This is a genomic window from Gemmatimonadota bacterium, from assembly GCA_016712265.1.
Lineage (GTDB): Bacteria > Gemmatimonadota > Gemmatimonadetes > Gemmatimonadales > Gemmatimonadaceae > RBC101.
This window is the reverse complement of sequence record JADJRJ010000027.1, coordinates 100,532-119,665: the sequence shown is the minus strand read 5'-3', so window position 1 is coordinate 119,665 and position 19,134 is coordinate 100,532. Positions and strand designations below refer to the sequence as shown.

Here is a 19,134-nt window from a genome sequence, read left to right as displayed (position 1 = left end):
GCGGCGCGGCGCGTGCACGGCGCGGTCGTGCGGCCGATCGACGCGGTGGTGCGCGCGACGACAGCGGCAAGCCGGGATGGTGGAGGGACCGTTCCTGAAGCAATTGAGCCACGGTTAAACGGACGCGCCGTGGTTCAGGGAGGGCCCTGCGTCCAGCGGTTCAAGGAGATCGCATATGGAGAGGCACCAGAAGCAGTCGATCCGGGTCTTCCGCCAGATCCGGGAATTTCTCGCCACGAACGCGCCCGAGGTGGGGTTGGGGTCGATCGGGAAGATGGTGGAGCGGCTGGGCGCGATCGTGACGGAGTTGGACGAGCAGTCACGAAGTCAGGAGGTGCGACAGCGACAAGCGCGAGGCCGGACGCAGGAGAAGCGGGCGCTGGCGCGGCGGCTCCGCCGGGAGTTTCTGCTGCCGCTGTCGGGTGCGGCGAAGCTGAACTTCCCTGGCAACAAGGCATTGCTGACAACGTTTGCCATGCCGCAGGCGCGGGACTATCAGGCGCTGATTTCGATCGCCGAGGCGATGGCCGGTGCGGCGACGGAGTACCGGGACGCGTTTGTGACGTCGGGGTTGCAGGAGGATTTCGCGACGCGAATCACGACGGTCGCGGCGGAGTTGCGGGCGGCGATTTCGTCGCAGGCGGTGGAGGTGTCGAAGCGCGCGTCAGCGACGGCAGCGCTGCGGCGGGCGTACGCGCAGGGGCGTGACCTGGTGCGAGTGTTGGACGCGATGGTTGCCCCGCGGCTGGAGGACCAGCCGCAGCGGTTGGCGGAGTGGACGACGTTGGCGCGTTTCGTCCCGACCGGTCTCGACTCTGGCGCGCAGAAGGTGGACGCGCCACCGACGGGGTCACCGGTGGAGGTGCCGGCGGCCGCGTAGATGGCGGCAGCTGGGAGGTAGGATCCTGGGGTCGTGGCGCCGTCTGGCCGCGGCTCCGGGTACGCCTTCGGGGTGGACCTCCTTCTGGAGGGGGAGGGCGGCGTGGTGCGTCGCGCGCTCGCTGCGGGGCCGCATCTAGGCTCGCGCGGCAACCAGCGGGCTCAGGGGGAGAGGGCCAACGCCTCAATCGGGCGATCGAGTTTCTCGCGACGTTGCAGCGTGTAGGCGAGCAGGGCGTGATACTCCCGAAAGCCCAGCCGAACATCCGGGGCCAGCAGCGACGTGTCATTGGTGAGCAGCTCGCGCCAGGAACCTGATGATGTAGTGGCGCGACGTTGAGGATCTCCCGTTGGAAGGTGGTGCGACAGCGCACGACATCGCGGGCCCGCTCCGGGCTGCTGCGTTGCAGTGAATCGGCCCCCATGGATCGGCATGCGGTACCGCGAGATGTTGAGGAGTGACGCACCTTGGACGGGTCCATGACCGAAGCCAAGCCGCCTCGCCTTCTCGATCAACTGCGCGCAGCCATTCGGGCACGCGGGATGAGCCCGCGTTCGGAGCTTGCGTACGTCCAGTGGGTCACGCGCTACGTGAAGTTCCACCAGCGTGTGCATCCCGCCGAATTCGGGGAGGAAGCGATCGTCGCGTACATCACGCACCTGGCGGCGGCACGCCGGCTGGCACGCGCGACGCAGGTGCAGGCACTCAGCGCCCTGGTCTTCCTGTCCCGGCACGTTCTGGGTCGCGAAGTCTCCGACCTGCGTGCCGTGCTTCGGACCACCAGCCCCCCGCGACTGCCTGCTGTCCTGTCCCGGGACGAGGTGGGCCGGTTGTTCGACGCCATGGAGGGCGTCCCGTACCTGGTCGCGGTGCTCCTCTACGGGTCCGGGCTTCGCCTGATGGAGTGTCTGACCCTGCGGGTGAAGGACGTGAGCCTGGAGTGTGGTGAGCTGCGGATTCGGCGGGCGAAGGGGGACAAGGATCGCGTCACGATGATCCCCGAGGGTGCGCGCGAGCCGCTGGCGATCCAACTGGAGCGTGTGAAGGAACTCCATGACCGGGACGTGCGAGCGGGTCGTGGGTATGCTCCGTTACCGGGCGCACTGCTTCGCAAGGCTCCTTCCTGGGCGAGCGAGTTGGCCTGGCAGTGGGTATTCCCGGCGACTCGCATCTATAGGGATGGGGAGACTGGTCAGATGCGTCGCCACCACCTACACGAGAGCGTGGTGCAGCGCGCGGTGAAGGAGGCGGTGCGTACTGCCGGGATCGCGAAGCGCGCGACGTGCCACACGCTGCGCCATTCCTTTGCGACGCACTTGCTCGAGGATGGCTACGACATCCGGACCGTCCAGGAGCTTCTGGGTCATACCGACGTCGCGACGACGATGATATACACCCACGTGTTGAATCGCGGACGTCTTGGGGTGCGGAGCCCGCTGGACCGGCTGCGCAGCTGATGCGGGGCGGAGACGCGTGAGAACACGTCCAATTCGCGCCAGTTATTGCCGCGTAGCTCGTGCCGTGCACCTCCGATAGAAGGCGGCGTCCACCCCATAGCAAAGCACGGTACCCGCCCCGGCAGTTATTGCTGCCTTTCCAGCTGCCCAATTCCGGATCGTCCGCGGCGGCCTCCGTCGATCTAACGGTGTGGTGGCGAAGGGTTTACGTCATCCTCCGCTGCGCCTGCTGGGCCGAGTTATTCTTGTGCACATCGGCGGTCAACCCGCCCCCTCGGCGGCGAGTTACGCTGCGGGGGAGGGGTGGTTCGGGTCTTCCTCAGGGGCTGGCCGGCGGGATAACGTAGGAGACCGCAGGATCTCAACGATGTACAATAGAAAGTTAGCCCGTCGCGAAGGAGAAGCTTGGCTGGGTTAAGCCACGCGCTTGGCGAGTGCAGAGGCGACGTCTCGCCGCGACGCCCCGACCGTGAGCAGCGCGCGAATCAAGAGCTCGAGCGAGACGGTCGGATCGCCCGCCTCCATCTTCGCGATGCGCGACTGACTGGACCGGAGCCGCTTCGCCAAAGTCGCTTGCGTCATGCGGTGCTTCGTGCGCCGGGCGCGGAGCGAGGCGCTGAGGGCGAGCCGCATATCAACGAGCGTGGCCTCGGCGTCGGAGAGGTTGAGGAACGTGGCCGCCGTACCGACCGTCCAGCCGGCGGCCTCGAGACGCTTCCGCTTCTTCGCATCCATATGAGTGTCACTCCTCGGCGGCAGCTGCCGCATCGTACGCCTTGAACCGGCGTTGAGCATGTCCGAATGACCGCGTCGGGCGTCTGCGCGGTCGTCTTGGGAAGGACCTCGGCGATGATGATGGCATCCGGATCGGCCCGGTAGATCAGCCGCCAGGTTCGGTCGATATCCACCACGCGGAGCTCGTGAACGCGGGCACCGATCCGACTCATGGGCCGGCATGCCGAGCCGCTCGCCCCGCTGCAGACGGCGCAACAGGCTTCCCGCCTCAACGCGGGCGGCGGGCGAGAAGGGCGGCGACTTCACCTCCCCGTGGAGCCAGACGACGGGTTTGTCGGCGGTGGCCATGGCGGAACATATGTCAGAGCTGACATACTGACAAGGGGCGGGCTAACAGATGGCTGCACGACGGGCGCAGAGGGCTGGCCGTCCCGCCCGCCGCCTGATACCGTAAGGCGAGGGTTCGCGGCGGGCGGGACGGCTTGAAGAGCGCCCGCATGTGAGCCATGGGCGTTAGGCCGAATGGAACCATGATCCCAATCCGCTGGGGACTGATGTTGGCCTTCAGCACGATCACGGCGGCTCGCAGCTGGGCGGCGTGCTCATGCCTCATCGTGACGCCGGCCGATCAGCCGGTGCCGCGGATCCTGCGCGCGAGCGAGGCGCCCGTTCTGTTCGCCGGGCGCGCGCTCGCGGTGGACACGGTGGGGAACGACCGCTTGGTCCGGTTCGCGGTCGACTCGTCGTGGCGTGGTGGGATGCCGGACAGCGTGACCGTCGTCGTGGGCGACGATGCCCCCTGCGCTCTGTTTCAGGCTGGGCGTCAGTACTTGGTGGGAGCGCACGTGGTCGGGCCCACCCTGCGCCTCCTACGCTGCGGCGACGGGTTGGAGCTTGCGGACTCATTTACGCAGCAACTGCTCAGCGAAATCGCAGGAGCGACGTGGCGCGCGCCGCCCGTGGGCCAGCGCGGCTTGGACCGCGCCAGCGTGCCGTTCGACCGCCCACCAGAGGTTGGCGGAGTGAGCGACACCGTCCGCTTCCTGATACCCCTTGATCTCGGTGCGGCGACGTTCGAGATCGCCGGCATGCAGCGGTCCCCGCGCACGACGATGGAGCACTTCCTGTTGCTCCCGGCGGGCCTCTATCGTTACCGCGTTCGACAAGGGAGCGCGACGGTGGTTGAGTCATATGTCCTGCTGCGCTGCGAGCAACCGGGCCCGCCGTACTGTTCAGCGCTCCGCCCAGGGCTCAATCGCGACTGAGGCTCGGCCTAACAGCGCACAGCTCGCGACGGGGCTTGGGGGCTGGCCGCCGCACCCGGCGGCTTGTAGAGTAGGGGCAGGTCCGCCGCCGGGTGCGACGGCTTTATTTGAAGCCCCGCGCGAGAGTGCGGGTCGTTAGGCATACAACAAAGAGAAGAGCATACGTGCGGAGCGGCCTTCAAACGCTGTTAGTTGCCGCGCTCGCTGGGAGCCTCCAGGGTCCAGTCGACCCGCTAGCGATGCCTCCCGCGACGGCGCCGCCGTGCACGGCCATACCGCGAGCTGAGCTTCCGCTAACCCCGGGCGGTGACCCGACGCGCAGGTTCATTGTGCACCGCGGCCATGAGGTGCAGTGGGAGCGCGGTCTCGCCGGTGGGAGGCGGATCCGTCTGTTCGAGGATACCGTGAAGCGATCGGTCCTACTGATGTCCACGGCGAGCCCGTCACTGCCCAGCGCCGCCACGCCGGAGATCGTGTCCGCGACCCTCGACTCCGCCGGACGGGTCGCTGGGATGCGGACGACGCTGCCGCGGGATCCAGCGGAGATCGCGGAGCGGCAGCGGGCAGTCGCTCAGGGCGACACTGTCGCGATGCGCGCCGCGTTCGCCCGGGACAATACACCGCTGAAGGCTGGAGACCTTGAACGGGTGCGGGCGCTGTACCAGTGGATGCGGAACGCTTGCGCCGGACGCTCCTCCCCGTCCGCTGGTATGCCCCAAGCGGCCTCCCTCTATCCGAACAACCAAGGACGCCGGGCGCGTGATGCCTAACAGTACATTGCACCCGGCGGGCGCGCCCGTCGTGCCGGTGCCCGATTCTGCGCCCAGCCGGTAGGGCCGCTGGCGCCTCCGGTGGCGGGAGTGCAGCTTCCGGTGGAAGGTCTGGGGCGCCAACGGCCCTCTATATCCTTTGGGCGCGCTCCGGTTGGTGGCGCGCCCGCGGGTGAATGTGAACGTTAGCCCGTCGCGAAGGAGAAGCTTGGCTGGGTTAAGCCACGCGCTTGGCGAGTGCAGAGGCGACGTCTCGTCGCGACGCCCCGACCGTGAGCAGCGCGCGAATCAAGAGCTCGAGCGAGACGGTCGGATCGCCCGCCTCCATCTTCGCGATGCGCGACTGACTGGACTGGAGCCGCTTCGCCAAAGTCGCTTGCGTCATGCGGTGCTTCGTGCGCCGGGCGCGGAGCGAAGCGCTGAGGGCGAGCCGCATATCGACGAGCGTGGCCTCGGCGTCGGAGAGGTTGAGGAACGTGGCCGCCGTACCGACCGTCCAGCCGGCGGCCTCGAGACGCTTCCGCTTCTTCGCATCCATATGAGTGTCACTCCTCGGCGGCAGCGGCCGCATCGTACGCCTTGAACCGGCGTTGACATGTCCGGAATGACCGCGTCGGGCGTCTGCGCGGTCGTCTTGGGAAAGACCTCGGCGATGATGATGGCATCCGGATCGGCCCGGTAGATCAGCCGCCAGGTTCGGTCGATATCCACCACGCGGAGCTCGTGAACGCGGGCACCGATCCGACTCATGGGCCGGGAGGCCGGCATGCCGAGCCGCTCGCCCCGCTGCAGACGGCGCAACAGGGTTCCCGCCTCAACGCGGGCGGCGGGCGAGAAGGGCGGCGACTTCACCTCCCCGTGGAGCCAGACGACGGGTTTGTCGGCGGTGGCCATGGCGGAACATATGTCAGAGCTGACATACTGGCAAGGGGCGGGCTAACAGATGGCTGCACAAGACGGGCGCAGAGGGCTGGCCGTCCCGCCCGCCGCCTGATACCGTAAGGCGGGGGTTCGCGGCGGGCGGGACGGCTTGATATGAGCGCCCGCATGTGAGCCATGGACGTTAGGCCTCAGCGCGAGGGCTCGGGATCGTCAGGCCTCCCCACCTCAGATCCGCAGGCGCCGTCGGCCGTGGCCGCGCAGACCTCCAGGCCGGGGGCTTGCGCTGCCGTATATGAGTATCGTATACCTTCCCTGTGGCCGATGTCTACGACGACCTGGCGCGGTGCGACGGCTTCGACTGGGATGACGGGAATGCGCCCAAGCTCTGGGCGCGCCATCGCGTCAGCCCGGGGGAGGCGGAGCAGGTCTTCTTCCGGGATCCGCTCGTGGTGGTCGCGGACACGAAACACTCGGCGTCGGAGGCCCGGTATTACGTGCTCGGCCGCACGGCCGGCGAGCGGCGGCTGTTTCTGGTGTTCACCCTGCGCGGGAGCCTGATCCGGGTGCTATCGGCTCGGGACATGAATCGACGGGAACGGAGGGTCTATGAGCGAGCCGAAGAAGCGAGCGACGAGTAAGCGCCGGCCGGTGCCGCGGTTTGCGTCGGAGGATGCCGAGCGGGCGTTTTGGGCGACGCATGACTCGACGGAGTACGTCGACTGGAGTCAGGCGCGCCGCGTGCGGCTGCCGGGCCTCAAGCCCAGCACGGAGACGATCTCGCTCCGCTTGCCGGCCGACCTGCTGGAGGAGTTGAAGGTGCAGGCGAATCAGCGTGACGTCCCCTATCAATCGCTGCTGAAGGTGTACCTGTCGGAGCGGGTGGCGTCCGAGCGCGGGCGGCGCCGCCGCCGAAAGGCTGAGGCCTAACAAATGGCTGCACAAGCCGGGCGCCGTGGGGTGGCCGCCCCGCCCGCCGCCTGATATGCTAAGGCGAGGTTCCGCGGCGGGCGGGACGGCTTGATAGGAGCGCCCGCTTGTGAGCCATGGACGTTATGCCGATCGCCTGACATGAAGCCGACACCTAGAACGCCAGCGATCGTCCTGACGCAGCCTACGATCGCGCGAGCGCTCGGGAGACTCGAGCCCGCAATCGCGAAGTATCGATGGTTGCAGCGCGAGGCGCTACGGCGCGATGTGTCCGTCGATGAGGCGTTCCAACGAACCTTCAACGGCTACTATCGGGTACGTCGCGCGGCAACATGGCGCACGGCGCTCTATCGCCTGTTCGAAGAGCGGAAGGAGCGGGGTGTGCAGTTCGACCAAGTGATCCGGGACCTCCACGCCGCGACTGGTCGCGTGGAAGCCTCATTCGCGAGCAAGCTCGTAGCAACACTCGATCCTGCTCAGCCAGTGATCGATCAGCTGGTGCTGAAGAATGTCCACCTGCGGCTTGCAACCTACGGAGACGCCGCCACCCGGCTCCAGCGAGCCACAGACGTGCATTCGAAGCTTCGCGATCTGTTCGCCACTTTTCTCGCTACACGGGAAGGTCGTGCCTTCATCCGACAATTCGACGACGCCCTCGGCGGCGAAGCGCTGACCGCCACGAAGAAGCTTGACCTCGTTCTCTGGCAGGCCAGGTAGCATTCCACAAAGGTGACAAGCGACCAGCAAGCTGCGCGTACGGCATAACAACACGCAGCTCAGGACGGGGCCGGAGGGCTGGCCACCGCACCCGGCGGCCTATAGTGTAAAGGCAAGGGCTGCCGCCGGGTGCGGCGGCTTTATGAGAGGCCCCGCCTGAGAGCGTGGGACGTTGGGCAGACCTAGATCGTGACGACATTCATCGCAGCGCCGCACCAAGACGCAGAGGAGAGCCACTGTGGGACTAGCGAACGCTTACGTGCTTCCGACCAATCGCATCGGCGACATTCTCGGCAAGATCCGAGATGGTCAGGCGCCTGAACGATTCACGCAGCAGCTGCTGAAAGACTGGGGCTTTGGTTCGACCAACGACAGAGCCTTCATCGCGCTATTCAAGGCCCTCGGCTTTCTGACGGCCGATGGGGTACCGACCCAGCGGTATCACGACTATCGCGACCACTCGCGTTCGAAGACGGTGCTTGCGCAGGCCTTGCGCGATGCATACGGAGACCTCTTCCTGATCAAAGAACATCCGTCATCCTCCGACAAGGCTGCCATCGAAGGAAAGTTCAAGAGTTTCCACAACGTGAGTGACAACGTCGCTGGCCTGATGACCAAGACGTTCCTGGGGCTCCTCACGCACGCTGATCTGCGCGCGAAGGCCACCCCCGCCGAGGTTCCTCCGACGGTCCCGCCGCTCAAGAACGAGGGCAAGAACGACATCACAGGCTACGTCGAGAAGGGTGCAACCCTTCATTACAACATCCAGATCCACCTGCCTGCGACGAAGGACGTAGAGGTCTACAATGCAATCTTCAAGTCCCTGAAGGAGCATCTCTTTTGAAGGACGTGCGCGACTTCCTGTTTCGCGGGCTCATGTTCGAAGCCGAAGCCGAGGTCTTTCGCAAGGCCGGCATCCAGATCGGCAGCAATGCCACTGAGGCGGAAGAGAATCTTCTTCGGGAGGCCCTCGCCCCCTTCGGAGTGGCTCGCCGTAACCAAGCCCTCGAAATGGCGCGTCTTTATGCGGTTCTCTTCTGCTTCGAGAATGAGATCAGAGACTTCATACGTGAGGCCCTCCAAGAGAAGGAAGGACCTGATTGGCAGAATCAGCTCCCCACGAAGATCAGGGAGCAAGCGGAGAGCCGACGCGAGGCGGCCATGAAGGACACGTGGTTGGAGGGCGAGAAGAGCGACCACCTCGGCTTCATTGATTTCGGTCACCTGGCGCAGATCATCGTTGCCAAGTGGGACCATTTCAAGGACATTGTCCCCACGCAGCACTGGATTAAGCAGCGGATGGAAGAGCTTGAGAAGGCGCGCAACTTCATCGCGCACAATCGCATGCTCCTGCTATGGAGTTCCAGCGCCTCTATATGTACATTAGCGACTGGAATCGGGTCATCGGCCTGTGAGAGCGCGGCTGCCCAACAGTCGGTTGCACCAGTCAGCCGAGCTATTGAGCGCGCGCTTCGCGCGCTCTATCTGTTCGGCTGCAGGTGAACCGTAACGTTATGCTGACTGGGAGAGTGGTGGGTGCCTCCCCGGCGAGATCTCTTGTGTCTGACGGCGATCATGCTGTCGGCACCGGCCGCGGGGCCACGCGCATTGATTACGGCGCCCACCGGAATTCCGGCCCGCGCGTGCTCCCCGCGCCCTGTTCTATAAGAACCGTGTCCGCGGCGTCGGTCGCCCCCACCGACTCCTTCGCGTTACCTCGGGTCCCACTGCACGGGGTGGTGCCTCGCTCGGGGCCCGCTGTGCCCAACCGTGAGCGGTGCCCGGGGCGGCCGTCCGCGCGAGGCCACGGTCGAGGGTGCCCGGGGCCGATCGGGTGGCAGTGGCGGTCTCGCCGGGCGTCGCCGCCCCCGGGGCAGCATAACAAACGGTTGCGCCCGCGGGTGTCGGGGCTGGCCGCCGCACCCCGCGACTAGTAGATCACAGGCAAGGTCGTCGCGGGGTGCGACGGCTTTATATGATCACCCGCGGGCGAACCGTGGGCGTTATGCCGCAACTTGAGCCGGGCCACTAGATCCGCAATGAAGAGAAGGGCATGCGTTCTCGCAGCGGGTGCATCTCTGGCTGTGCTGCTCGTCGGCTGGCAGTTGTGGGGGCCGATCGACGACGACTTCTCCCAGCTGACCGGGGTGCAGCTCAGCGACGCGCGGCTGCCGGTTAGCAGCCTTCGGCAAGCGTTCGTTTCATTGGATTCCCTGGTCGAGCCCGCTGAACGGGAGCGTCTTAGAGCGGTGCTCCCCGAGTCCCTTTGGCAGTATCACTTCTCGTTGGGGCTGTTTCTGCGAAACGGGTTTCTGCGGGAGTCAGCGGGACGTGAAGTCATGCAGTATCTGAGGCAGCGCGGTCACCCTCACCCGGACGACGCATCGGGGATCGTGCTCGATCTATGGAGCAGCTACCTGCGGGGCCAGCCGTTAGACATCGAAGGAGCGCTCCAACGGATCCCTCCGGCGCCTCTGGAAGTACCGGATTCAGCTTCAGCCGCGGCGTCGCTAGGGCGCGAACCGGCGGAACAGCCGAGGGGTGAGAGCGACGATGGTGCGCCATGCATCGCCCTCGAAACTGACAGCGTGCGACTGGAGGGGCAGGTGATTGCGCGCGTATATCCAGGTCGCCCGAACTACGAAAGTCTGGCGAAGGGCGACGAACCGGATTCGGTGATTGTCCTTCGAGTCACGCGACCCGTCTGTGTGCGACATGGCTCTGCGGACAGGTCAGTGCGGACCAACGTGCGCGAGCTTCAACTGTTCCTCACCCGCGAGGACTTCCTCAAAGCACGAAGCCTTGTCGGCCGGGCGGTGACACTTTCCGGTACGATTGCCGAGGCAGTATGGGGCTGGCACCACTTGCCGTTCCTGTTCCATACTTCATTGCGACATGCTGCGTCGAACGTTGCGGCATAACAAACGGTTGCAAAAGTCAGCCGCGGTACTGAGTGCTCGCTACGCTCGCTTGATCGAAGCGGCTGCATTTGAACCGAAACGTTATGCTCACTGGGGCAGTGGTGGCGCTTCCTTGAGTTGTCGCGCTGTTGTTCTCAACAGCACCACCGGCGGCGGGGTCGCGACCGCGTTATCCGCTACGTCCACACAGCACAGCGGGAGCAACCGTCACCAGCGGATAACGCGGCCGCCGGTTGAACACGGTGCTCGGGGGGTGCCCGGCGGGAGGGAGTGCCTCGGGTACCAAGGTGGTCGGTGAGGAGCGGCGCCGCTCGCGTCCGGCCGAGACCTGGCGTCGGTCGAGGGTGCACGGGGCCGAACGGAGGGGCGGCGGGCTGCTCGCTCAGCGTCAGCGGCCCCGCGGGAGCATAACAAGCGGTAGCGCCCGACAGGCCGTGGGGCTGGCCACCGCACCCCGCGACTAGTAGATCACAGGGCAGGGTCGTCGCGGGGTGCGGCGGCTTTGTATTCTGGCCTGCGGGCGAACCGCGGGTCGTTATGCTCACTGGGAGAGTGGTGAGTGCCTCCCCGGCGAGATCTCTTTTGTCTGACGGCGATCATGCTGTCGGCACCGGCCGCGCGGCCACGCGCATGAAGGCTGGTGAGTACTGGGAGGCTGGCCCGCGCGTGCTCCCCGCGGCCTGCTTCATGGCAACCGTGCTCGGGGTGCTGGTCGCCCCCACCGGCTCGCCGGAGTTACCTCGCGTCCCACTGTAGAGGGCACTGCCTCGCTCGGGTCCCACTTCGCCGGCGGGAGGTGCGGTTCATGCGGCGGGCTTCCCGGTCCGGCGGCGGTCGAAGGTGCCCGGGGCCAACCGGGCGGCGGCGTTCGGCTCGCTGGGCGCCGGTGACCCCGGGGCAGCATAACAAACGGTTGCGCCCGCCGGGCCGGAGGGCTGGCCGTCGCACCCCGCGACTAGTAGATCACAATGGAGGTCGTCGCGGGGTGCGACGGCTCTATTTGATGGCCCGCGGGCGAACCGTGGGCGTTAGGCATTCACAGGAGCCATCGCGGTTGACGCGGTCGCCAGAAGCGCCCTCTCTCGAAGACCGCTGCTTGGCTCCCTGGTTACCAATGATCAGCGGGCAAGCCTACATGCTACCACCGCGGCTCGCTGCAAGATGGCCGGCAATGTCGTCCTGGTGGACAGTCGCGTGTCCTGCGCGGTGCGTCTCGTCGGGCTCCTGCACCGCAGACGGGCGCGACCCCCTGGCGGTACCGGATGCGCGCCTCAGGACGGACTGACCGCCGCTCGGCACCCCAATACGAGGGTCTGACCCGTTGGTCGCCCAAATGGCCGAAAGGAAGATGCCCGCGCGCCGGTACCCTCTTGCGCGAACCCACGGTCAGGGCAGTATTGCTCTTGATCAAGGGCGCGTGGCAGTGCGCCCATCCGAGGTGTCCTGACGGCAGGCCGTGTTTGAAAGGAGCCATGCGCATGTGCGTCTTTTGGCTGTCCTCGCGATGTCGCTGCGTACCCGCACTCAGCGGGTTACTGTTGGCTGGCTGTGCCTCGGATGAGGCCGTCGGGTTTCGTCAGCCGCTCTGCGAGCTGGATCCCCGGCCGGCGGTCGTGGTGACTGTGCAGGACTGGGTCACGAAGGAGTACATCGGCTCCGGAGCGACGCTCGTGCTACAAGACGGTGCGTTTCGCGACTCGGTGTCCGTGCCACCCAACCGACCTGACCTCAACGCCCAACGGCTCGCCACGCCGAACTCTGCGGGTCGGGAGGGGACCTACACGGTGCGAGTAACCCGCCCGCCGTATGCAGCCCTCATCCTCACGTCGGTGCAGGTTGGCACAGACGGATGCAACGTTGTCCCGGCCGTGCTGTCGCTTCACTTGCGGATGCCACTGAGTGGGTAGCGTGAGCTGGCTCAGGGTGATGTGATGCCTAACAATCGCCAGCTGTCGTCGGCCGCTCCTTGAGTGCCCCCGCCCCGCGCGGCAGGTTGTGGTGGGAGGGCCGCGCGGGGCGGGGGCTCTATACGAGCGTCCGCAACAGAGGCGTGGTCGTTAGGCAGCAACGCGAGCAATGGCGCACCTCCCACCATGTCGCGAGCGGTGTGGCGGGCGGACCAAGCTAGCTAACCCGGGCACAGTCTCGGAGGTGGCCGAGGCCAGTCATCGGGACCGGCGCCCGCGGGCTGGAGGCCCTCCCGTCGGCGAGCCGCCGCGGGTACACTTACCTTATGCTCGACTGGAACGACTGTCCTGCCGTCGAACGGATTCCGGGGAAGGTCAGCGGGGAGTGGCTGTTCCGCTCGACCCGGGTGCCCGTCCGTGCGCTCTTCGAAAACTTGGAGGGCGGTGCGTCCGTGGCCGAGTTCCTGGAGTGGTTCCCGGGCGTGACGCGAGAGCAGGTTGACGCGGTGCTTGAGCACACCAGCCGCAGCCTCGCGGTCTCCGCGTAACGCGGTGTGAGGATCCTCTTCGATCAGGGCACGCCCGCACCGCTCCGGCGGTCGTTTGGGGCGCATGAGGTCGAGACGGCGTTCGAGCGCGGGTGGGCCGCACTCCAGAACGGCGCCCTGCTCGGCGCTGCGGAAGCGCAGGGCTTCGAGCTATTCGTGACGACGGATAAGAATCTGCGCTATCAGCAGGACCTGAGCACGCGGCGCATTGCGATCCTGGGTGCTCTGGACCACGAGCTGGCCGGATCTCCGGCCACATGCGGCCGGTGTCGCCGTCGCAGGCTGGCGTGCGCTTCGGCGAGTATCGTGAGCTGCCGAAGCCTACGTAGGCAGGGGGCGAGGCGGGCGAACGATGGAGGAGTGGGTGAGAACGCGACAAGGGTGCGGCATCGTTCTGCCTAACAGTGTGTTGCTCGCGGCGGGGCCGGAGGGCTGGCCGCCGCACCCGGCGGCTGATAGTGTAAGGCAAGGTCCGCCGCCGGGTGCGGCGGCTCTAATTAGATGGCCCGCGCGAGAACACGGGTCGTTATGCTGACTGGGAGAGTGGTGAGTGCCTCCCCGGCGAGATCTCTTTTGTCTGACGGCGATCAAGCTGTCGGCACCGGCCGCGGGGCCACGCGCATAAACGCCGACGCCCACCGGAAGTCCGGCCTGCGCGTGCTCCCCGCGCCCTGTTCTATTGGAACCGTGTCCGCGGCGTTGGTCGCCCCCACCGACTCGCGCGGGTTACCTCGTGTCCCACTGCACGGTGTGGTGCCTCGCTCAGGGGCCCGCTGTGCCCAACCGCGAGCGGTGCCTGGGGCGGCCGTCCGCGCGAGGCCACGGTCGAAGGTGCCCGGGGCCGCTCGGGTGGCAGTGGCGGCCTCGCAGGGCGTCGCCGCCCCCGGGGCAGCATAACAAACGGTTGCGCCCGGCGGGCCGGAGGGCTGGCCGTCGCACCCCGCGACTAGTAGATCACAGGGGAGGTCGTCGCGGGGTGCGACGGCTCTATTTGATGGCCCGCGGGCGAACCGTGGGCGTTAGGCAGAACAAGAGGAGACATGCGAGTACGTGTCGTGTGGCTGATGGCGATCGCGTGGCAAAGCCAGCGAGGCGAGGCGCAGCCGGCTGCGGTGCGCGCGGTCGCGGATAGCTTCTACGCGGCGGTCGATCGCGCCGACTGGGCCGGTGCGGCGCGCCTTCTCGACTCTGCTGCGGTCGGGCGGCGGCTTCGCGAGCGGATTCAGCATGCACGAGCGGAATTGCCGATGAGCCGCCCAACGGTGGAGTCCCTGATGGCCGCAGACACGACGTTGCCGCGTGCCGTCGCGGAATGGCGGATTCGAGACATGGCGCGATGGCCGGAGCGCAGGTTCCGCGACTACTCAGACGAGTATGCGGGAATCAGCAGCCTCGAGGCGCTGCTCGCCCTGACGGTTGAAGAGGCCGGGGCGCGATGGTTGGAGGCGGTGGACCCGACCAGTCGGATCCGTCGCATGTTGCGAGAGCGCGGCTGCGACACACGAAGCTTCGAGTCCATCCAAGCGCATCTCTTTCGACTGAGGACACTAGGGGCACTGGTGGCGGATAGTGCCCGGGCGTACGTATTAGCGGAGACTGCGGCGAATCGAGTGGAGGGCCGCCAGAGGCCCAGTGTCACCAGCCGTGTTGTCCATGGTGCGCGTGGGCCAGGCATGGCGCATTGTGCCAACGTACAACCTGCTGTCGGGCGGAGCGATGGCGGGCATCAGCGGGTGCTAGGTGGGAACGGGAGCGGGAGGGTCTGCCTAACCCGTGGCTGCACTTGGCCGGGCGGAAGGGATGGCCGTCCCGCCCGGCGCTCCGTAGGATATGCGAGGTCCGCGCCGGGCGGGCCGGCTTGGTTGACCTGCCCGGCAAGTGAGCCAGGACGTTATGCTGCCGGTTGGGGGTCGCCAGCAATCAGGATGTGCCCAGGTGGGTTCCTCCCAGCGGCGGGCGTTGACGGCAGTGCGCCAATGGCGTACCATTCCACATGCGCTTCATCGAGACGCCCGTCTTCACGGCGAGTCTGCGCCGGACGCTGGATGACGCGACGTACCGGGCGCTGCAGCTGGCCTTGCTCCTCCGCCCCGAGCAGGGCCCGGTGTTGGTCGGCTCGGGCGGGCTGCGGAAGCTGCGGTGGGGCACCGGCGATCGGGGGAAGCGCGGTGGCGTCCGGGTGATCTACTACTGGGACGCCCCGAGTGGAGACGTTTTACATGCTGTACTTGTACGCCAAGAATGAGCAGGGCGATCTGACGCCCGCGCAACTGAAACTGCTTCGACGGATCGTCGAGGAGGAGTTCCGATGAAAGACGCCGCGTTTCAGGAACTACTGACGAGTGTGCGGCAGGCGGGTCGGATCCGACGCGGGAAGCAGAAGCCCAGCCGGGTCACGGTCTTCCGGCCAGCGGACGTGAAGGCGGTGCGGGACAAGCTGGGCACGTCGCAAACGGAATTCGCGCTGATGATCGGCGTCAGCGTGGCCACGCTTCGCAACTGGGAGCAGGGCCGACGCACGCCAGATGGACCGGCATTGGCCTTGCTCCGGGTGGCGGCCCGAAATCCCCAGGCAGTGGCAGCCGCCTTGCATCAAGGCACGCGCCGCGGCGCAGCATAACAGAGGGTTGCAGTCGCCGAGGGCGCTATGGTGCGCGGCTTCGCCGCGTCTTATGATAAGCCCTCGCGTCTGAACCCAGACGTTAGGCCACATGGAACGAGCGAGTGAAGCCGCGCTCTGCTGAGGTGGTGGCGAATCATATGGAGTGGAGGAGTACATGCGACTCATGTCGTTTCGTGCGCGATCGCGCCGGCCCTGGGGGTTGGGAGGAGCGATCGTGATCCTGCTCTTCAGGCCGTGGGCCCTCGGCGCCCAGGACACATCGTCGACCCAGCGCATCGCACCCCACCATCGCTCCACCTTGCTGGTGGGATTCGGAGGGGCCCGAGCGGGCGCTGGGCTTGAGTATGTGCACCGGCCCGTCGAGCACTGGGGTGTGGGGGTGGGCGTCGGCATTGGAGGGATCAGCGGCCGGCTGATTGCTTCGCCTGTGGTCGCGCGGACACGCGGTGGCCAGGGGTGGTGGCCGTATGTCAGTGGTGGCGGTTTGATGACCAACAGCAACCTCTCACAGAGTAGGGCGGTGTACGGGGGCGACGTTGGCCTGCAGTACCGGGGATGGCGCAAGCAGGTCGAGGTCGGGGTGGGCTTCTACCGCGACCGGAAGGCGTGGCCGACGTACTTCTCGGTGGCCTTTGGCTGGGGACTGGGGGCGGCGCAGCGACCAGATGGCCGAGCGGCGCTGTGGCCTAACAGCACGCAGCACGGGACGGGGCCGGGGGTGGCCACCGCACCCGGCGGCCAGTAGTGTAAAGGCAAGGGCAGCCGCCGGGTGCGGCGGCTTTTATTGAAGGCCCCGCCCGTGAGCGTGGGTCGTTAGGCGCCGATGGGCCGAGGGCCCATGTGCATGCATCAGGGTGCTAAGCCTCCTTGCCCCAGCGAAGAGAGGCGGCCCGTCTGAGGGTACCCTCGCGGTCCCCGGCCTCCAGCAGCTATGATTCGCCCTCAGCGAAGCCCTTTTGGGTCGTGTCGCACCCGCTGAATCCCACGGCGCCCCTCCCGTAACATCAAAGCTCTCAACGACTTAGCGGTATGGTCCAACGGGCAAGCTCGGTCAATCCAAGCGTATTACTCTGGGCACGGGAACGCGCCGGGCTCAGCGTCGCTGAGGTCGCTGAGCGGCTGGGAAAGCCGCCGGAGGTGATTGCCGCCTGGGAGAGCGGCGAGGCGTTCCCGGCATACGGTCAGCTCGAACGGCTCGCCGAGACTCTTTACAAGCGCCCCGTTGCCCTCTTCTTCCTCCCATCACCACCGGAGGAGGCGCCCGTCCGCAGCGAGTTTCGCACTCTACCCGATGCTGACCTGGAGGCTCTCGGCCCTGACACGCGATACGCCCTGCGTGACGCACACGCGTTTCAGGCTTCGCTGCGTGAGCTCTCTGGGGGCGCAATCCTGCGGAACGCTTTGTTCTCAGAGACCTTCAGCTTACGCGGCGCTCAGACATTGTGCGAGTTGCTCGGGAAACTCGCGAGTACCTAGGCGTATCCCTTGAGGAGCAACTGCGATGGCCAGATGCTCGTCGGGGCATGGACGCATGGCGAGCAGCGTTGGAAAGAGTGGGAGTGTTCGTCTTCAAGCGGTCGTTCGACGACCGCGATGTGTCGGGGTTCTGCCTCCACGATGATCTCTTCCCCATCATTGTTGTCAACAACAGCACGCCCTTCACCCGTCAGACCTTCACTCTACTCCACGAGCTGGCCCACCTGCTGTTCGGCCTGAGCTCGATGACGACGGTCGATCTGAGCATTCAGGGGCGTTTTTCCCCAGCGAATCGTGAGGTTGAAACCGCCTGCAATCGCTACGCCGCCGAGGCTCTCGTGCCAGACGCATCGTTTCCTTGGAGTCAACTCCATGGAGGCAACCTGGACGCCATCGTAGACGACATGGCTGAACGCTATTGCGTCAGTCGCGAGGTCATTCTCCGCAAGCTACGAGACCGAGAGCTAGTCACATCGGACGAGTATCTGAGACAGGCCGCAGTGTGGGCTTCGGAGCCAGCGCGCGACAACGGTGGCGACGAGGGGGAGGGAGTTACTACGCAACGCAATCAGCATATCTGAGCAAGACTTTCGTTCAGCTAGCCTTCGCGCAGCTGCGGAGCGGCCGCATCTCTCTCGCAGAAATGTCAGAGCATCTCCGCATGCGCGCGCGCAATATCGGCAAGTTCGAAGACTTCCTCTTTACCACGCGGTGAACGGGGATGTTCATCGTTGATACCAGCTCATTGCGTGTGCTCGGCAACTACTATCCGGATGTCTTCCCGACTTTCTGGGTCCAGTTCGACGAAGCGGTGGGGGACGGGCACATCGGCTCAGTGCGAGAAGTGAAGAAGGAGCTGGACCTGCAGGATGCAAGCGAGCACCTCGGCAACTGGGCAACAGGAACTCCGTACTGTTCCCCCTCCGACGGAGGTCGAAATGGAAATGGTCGCCGAGATCTTTCGGGTGCCGCACTTTCAACAGCTCATCGGAGAGAAGCAGCGGCTTCGAGGGCAGCCTGTGGCAGATCCATTCCTAATCGCACGCGCGAAGGCCCTTGGGTGGTCGGTAGTCACCGAGGAGGTGATGAAACCAAACGCTGCGAAGATCCCCAATGTCTGCCAACACTTCGGCATTCCCTGTACCGATATGAAGGGTCTCCTCACGAGCTTGGGGTGGAAGTACTAGGTCGAGCTTCGCTGGTCGGCGCCTAACAGCGTGCTGCACTTGGCGCACCTGATCTGGGCTGGCCGTCCCGCCCGGGGCGCGGTAGAATGTGAGGAGACGCCCCGGGCGGGACGGCTCTGTTCACCCGGTGCGCAAGTGAGCACGGGTCGTTATGCTCACTGGGGCAGTGGTGGTTCTGTCCCCAGCACTGGCGTTGTTGTTTCAACGGCACGACCGGCGGCGGGGTCGCGACCGCGTTATCCGCAACGCCCACACAGCACACCGGGAGCAACCGTCACCAGCGGATAACGCGGCCGCCGGTTGAACACGGTGCTCGGGGGGTGCCCGGCGGGAGGGAGTGCCTCGGGTACCAAGGTGGTCGGCCCAGGCGCGGCGCCGCTCGCGTCCGTCCGAGACCTGGCGTCGGTCGAGGGTGCACGGGGCCGAACGGAGGGACGGCGGGCTGCTCGCTCAGCGTCAGCGGCCCCGCGGGAGCATAACAAGCGGTAGCGCCCGACAGGCCGTGGGGCTGGCCACCGCACCCCGCGACTAGTAGATCACAGGGCGGAGTCGTCGCGGGGTGCGGCGGCTTTTGTATTCTGGCCTGCGGGCGAACCGCGGGTCGTTATGCCGACCGTGCGGACGTGACGTGCATCTACTGTAGAGAGGCGAGGCCTTCGAAGCACGCTCCACACGTGCTCCCGGAGGCAATTCTGCAGAATGACCTCACGCTTCCGAAGGGTGCGGAGTGCGATGGATGCGGCAACGCTCTGTCCAAGTACGATGCGGCGGTGGCGCATCACAATCGAATCTGGCCGGTGCTCGTCCTCTGGCAGGTCCCCGGGAAACGAGGAAAGAAG

General features: G+C 66.2%; 19 protein-coding genes and 4 pseudogenes. 19 read left to right on the top strand and 4 right to left on the bottom strand.

The annotated features are described in order from the left end of the window. Positions 1-175 precede the first annotated feature (175 nt). Positions 176-880 carry a hypothetical protein gene (locus IPK85_04845; GenBank protein ID MBK8246708.1) on the top strand — a complete coding sequence of 235 codons (705 nt, stop codon included), beginning with the start codon at positions 176-178 and terminating at the stop codon, positions 878-880. Positions 881-1,041: 161 nt separating this feature from the next. Here IPK85_04845 and IPK85_04840 read toward each other — a convergent pair whose 3' ends face one another. Then, the gene (locus IPK85_04840) at positions 1,042-1,314 is read right to left on the bottom strand and encodes a hypothetical protein (GenBank protein MBK8246707.1); all 273 of its coding nucleotides are present in this window, start codon (positions 1,312-1,314) and stop codon (positions 1,042-1,044) included. 45 nt (positions 1,315-1,359) lie between these two features. On the opposite strand from IPK85_04840, the gene IPK85_04835 reads away from it, so the two are divergent. Then, entirely contained in the window at positions 1,360-2,337 is a 978-nt protein-coding gene (locus tag IPK85_04835) for an integron integrase (protein ID MBK8246706.1), read from the top strand. A 414-nt stretch (positions 2,338-2,751) separates the two neighbouring features. Here the strand turns inward: IPK85_04835 and IPK85_04830 are convergent, their stop codons facing one another. After that, positions 2,752-3,072: a helix-turn-helix transcriptional regulator gene (locus IPK85_04830; GenBank protein MBK8246705.1), complete on the bottom strand. Its 321-nt coding sequence runs from the start codon at positions 3,070-3,072 to the stop codon at positions 2,752-2,754. Positions 3,073-3,602: 530 nt separating this feature from the next. Here IPK85_04830 and IPK85_04825 point away from each other — a divergent pair. After that, the gene (locus tag IPK85_04825; protein ID MBK8246704.1) at positions 3,603-4,337 is read left to right on the top strand and encodes a hypothetical protein; all 735 of its coding nucleotides are present in this window, start codon (positions 3,603-3,605) and stop codon (positions 4,335-4,337) included. A gap of 404 nt (positions 4,338-4,741) precedes the next feature. Further along, entirely contained in the window at positions 4,742-5,107 is a 366-nt protein-coding gene (locus IPK85_04820) for a hypothetical protein (protein ID MBK8246703.1), read from the top strand. A gap of 217 nt (positions 5,108-5,324) precedes the next feature. On the opposite strand, the gene IPK85_04815 is transcribed toward IPK85_04820, so the two are convergent. After that, on the bottom strand, positions 5,325-5,645 hold the full coding sequence (locus tag IPK85_04815; GenBank protein MBK8246702.1) for a helix-turn-helix domain-containing protein: 321 nt from the start codon (positions 5,643-5,645) through the stop codon (positions 5,325-5,327). Between the two features lie 7 nt (positions 5,646-5,652). After that, a pseudogene (locus tag IPK85_04810) lies at positions 5,653-6,001 on the bottom strand (type II toxin-antitoxin system RelE/ParE family toxin). A gap of 302 nt (positions 6,002-6,303) precedes the next feature. Here IPK85_04810 and IPK85_04805 point away from each other — a divergent pair. The 15 genes and pseudogenes from IPK85_04805 (at position 6,304) to IPK85_04735 (ending at position 18,295) form a co-directional block, all read left to right on the top strand. Then, on the top strand, positions 6,304-6,627 hold the full coding sequence (locus tag IPK85_04805; protein MBK8246701.1) for a BrnT family toxin: 324 nt from the start codon (positions 6,304-6,306) through the stop codon (positions 6,625-6,627). Beyond that, on the top strand, positions 6,596-6,916 hold the full coding sequence (locus IPK85_04800; protein ID MBK8246700.1) for a BrnA antitoxin family protein: 321 nt from the start codon (positions 6,596-6,598) through the stop codon (positions 6,914-6,916). Before IPK85_04805 ends, IPK85_04800 begins: the two co-directional genes overlap by 32 nt. Before the next feature lie 267 nt (positions 6,917-7,183). Further along, a complete protein-coding gene (locus IPK85_04795) occupies positions 7,184-7,633 on the top strand; it encodes a hypothetical protein (protein ID MBK8246699.1) in 450 nt (149 codons plus the stop codon). Between the two features lie 238 nt (positions 7,634-7,871). Then, complete coding sequence (locus tag IPK85_04790) at positions 7,872-8,477, top strand: DUF5343 domain-containing protein (GenBank protein MBK8246698.1); 606 nt, start codon at positions 7,872-7,874, stop codon at positions 8,475-8,477. Between the two features lie 32 nt (positions 8,478-8,509). Beyond that, a pseudogene (locus IPK85_04785) lies at positions 8,510-9,048 on the top strand (hypothetical protein). Between the two features lie 669 nt (positions 9,049-9,717). After that, complete coding sequence (locus tag IPK85_04780; GenBank protein ID MBK8246697.1) at positions 9,718-10,554, top strand: hypothetical protein; 837 nt, start codon at positions 9,718-9,720, stop codon at positions 10,552-10,554. 1,538 nt (positions 10,555-12,092) lie between these two features. Further along, on the top strand, positions 12,093-12,461 hold the full coding sequence (locus tag IPK85_04775) for a hypothetical protein (protein MBK8246696.1): 369 nt from the start codon (positions 12,093-12,095) through the stop codon (positions 12,459-12,461). A 326-nt stretch (positions 12,462-12,787) separates the two neighbouring features. Next, on the top strand, positions 12,788-13,009 hold the full coding sequence (locus tag IPK85_04770; GenBank protein ID MBK8246695.1) for a DUF433 domain-containing protein: 222 nt from the start codon (positions 12,788-12,790) through the stop codon (positions 13,007-13,009). 1,993 nt (positions 13,010-15,002) lie between these two features. Further along, positions 15,003-15,321: pseudogene (locus tag IPK85_04765) on the top strand (hypothetical protein). Beyond that, complete coding sequence (locus IPK85_04760; GenBank protein MBK8246694.1) at positions 15,318-15,629, top strand: helix-turn-helix domain-containing protein; 312 nt, start codon at positions 15,318-15,320, stop codon at positions 15,627-15,629. The pseudogene IPK85_04765 and the gene IPK85_04760 overlap by 4 nt, the downstream one beginning before the upstream one ends. Before the next feature lie 157 nt (positions 15,630-15,786). Next, positions 15,787-16,377, top strand: coding sequence for a hypothetical protein (locus IPK85_04755; GenBank protein MBK8246693.1), 591 nt, complete (start codon positions 15,787-15,789; stop codon positions 16,375-16,377). A gap of 284 nt (positions 16,378-16,661) precedes the next feature. Next, on the top strand, positions 16,662-17,108 hold the full coding sequence (locus IPK85_04750) for a helix-turn-helix transcriptional regulator (protein ID MBK8246692.1): 447 nt from the start codon (positions 16,662-16,664) through the stop codon (positions 17,106-17,108). A gap of 83 nt (positions 17,109-17,191) precedes the next feature. Then, a complete protein-coding gene (locus IPK85_04745; protein MBK8246691.1) occupies positions 17,192-17,689 on the top strand; it encodes an ImmA/IrrE family metallo-endopeptidase in 498 nt (165 codons plus the stop codon). A 140-nt stretch (positions 17,690-17,829) separates the two neighbouring features. Continuing rightward, a pseudogene (locus tag IPK85_04740) lies at positions 17,830-18,015 on the top strand (DUF4411 family protein). Positions 18,016-18,046: 31 nt separating this feature from the next. Continuing rightward, positions 18,047-18,295 carry a DUF4411 family protein gene (locus IPK85_04735; protein MBK8246690.1) on the top strand — a complete coding sequence of 83 codons (249 nt, stop codon included), beginning with the start codon at positions 18,047-18,049 and terminating at the stop codon, positions 18,293-18,295. Positions 18,296-19,134 lie beyond the last annotated feature (839 nt).

Bases quoted from the DNA above. Each gene is read 5' to 3' on its own strand.
- IPK85_04815 (MBK8246702.1), bottom strand. From the start codon at position 5,645: ATGGATGCGAAGAAGCGGAAGCGTCTCGAGGCCGCCGGCTGGACGGTC.
- IPK85_04770 (MBK8246695.1), top strand. From the start codon at position 12,788: ATGCTCGACTGGAACGACTGTCCTGCCGTCGAACGGATTCCGGGGAAG.
- IPK85_04845 (MBK8246708.1), top strand. From the start codon at position 176: ATGGAGAGGCACCAGAAGCAGTCGATCCGGGTCTTCCGCCAGATCCGG.
- IPK85_04735 (MBK8246690.1), top strand. From the start codon at position 18,047: ATGGAAATGGTCGCCGAGATCTTTCGGGTGCCGCACTTTCAACAGCTC.
- IPK85_04755 (MBK8246693.1), top strand. From the start codon at position 15,787: ATGCGACTCATGTCGTTTCGTGCGCGATCGCGCCGGCCCTGGGGGTTG.
- IPK85_04830 (MBK8246705.1), bottom strand. From the start codon at position 3,072: ATGGATGCGAAGAAGCGGAAGCGTCTCGAGGCCGCCGGCTGGACGGTC.
- IPK85_04835 (MBK8246706.1), top strand. From the start codon at position 1,360: ATGACCGAAGCCAAGCCGCCTCGCCTTCTCGATCAACTGCGCGCAGCC.
- IPK85_04750 (MBK8246692.1), top strand. From the start codon at position 16,662: ATGGTCCAACGGGCAAGCTCGGTCAATCCAAGCGTATTACTCTGGGCA.
- IPK85_04840 (MBK8246707.1), bottom strand. From the start codon at position 1,314: ATGCCGATCCATGGGGGCCGATTCACTGCAACGCAGCAGCCCGGAGCG.
- IPK85_04760 (MBK8246694.1), top strand. From the start codon at position 15,318: ATGAAAGACGCCGCGTTTCAGGAACTACTGACGAGTGTGCGGCAGGCG.
- IPK85_04825 (MBK8246704.1), top strand. From the start codon at position 3,603: ATGATCCCAATCCGCTGGGGACTGATGTTGGCCTTCAGCACGATCACG.
- IPK85_04800 (MBK8246700.1), top strand. From the start codon at position 6,596: ATGAGCGAGCCGAAGAAGCGAGCGACGAGTAAGCGCCGGCCGGTGCCG.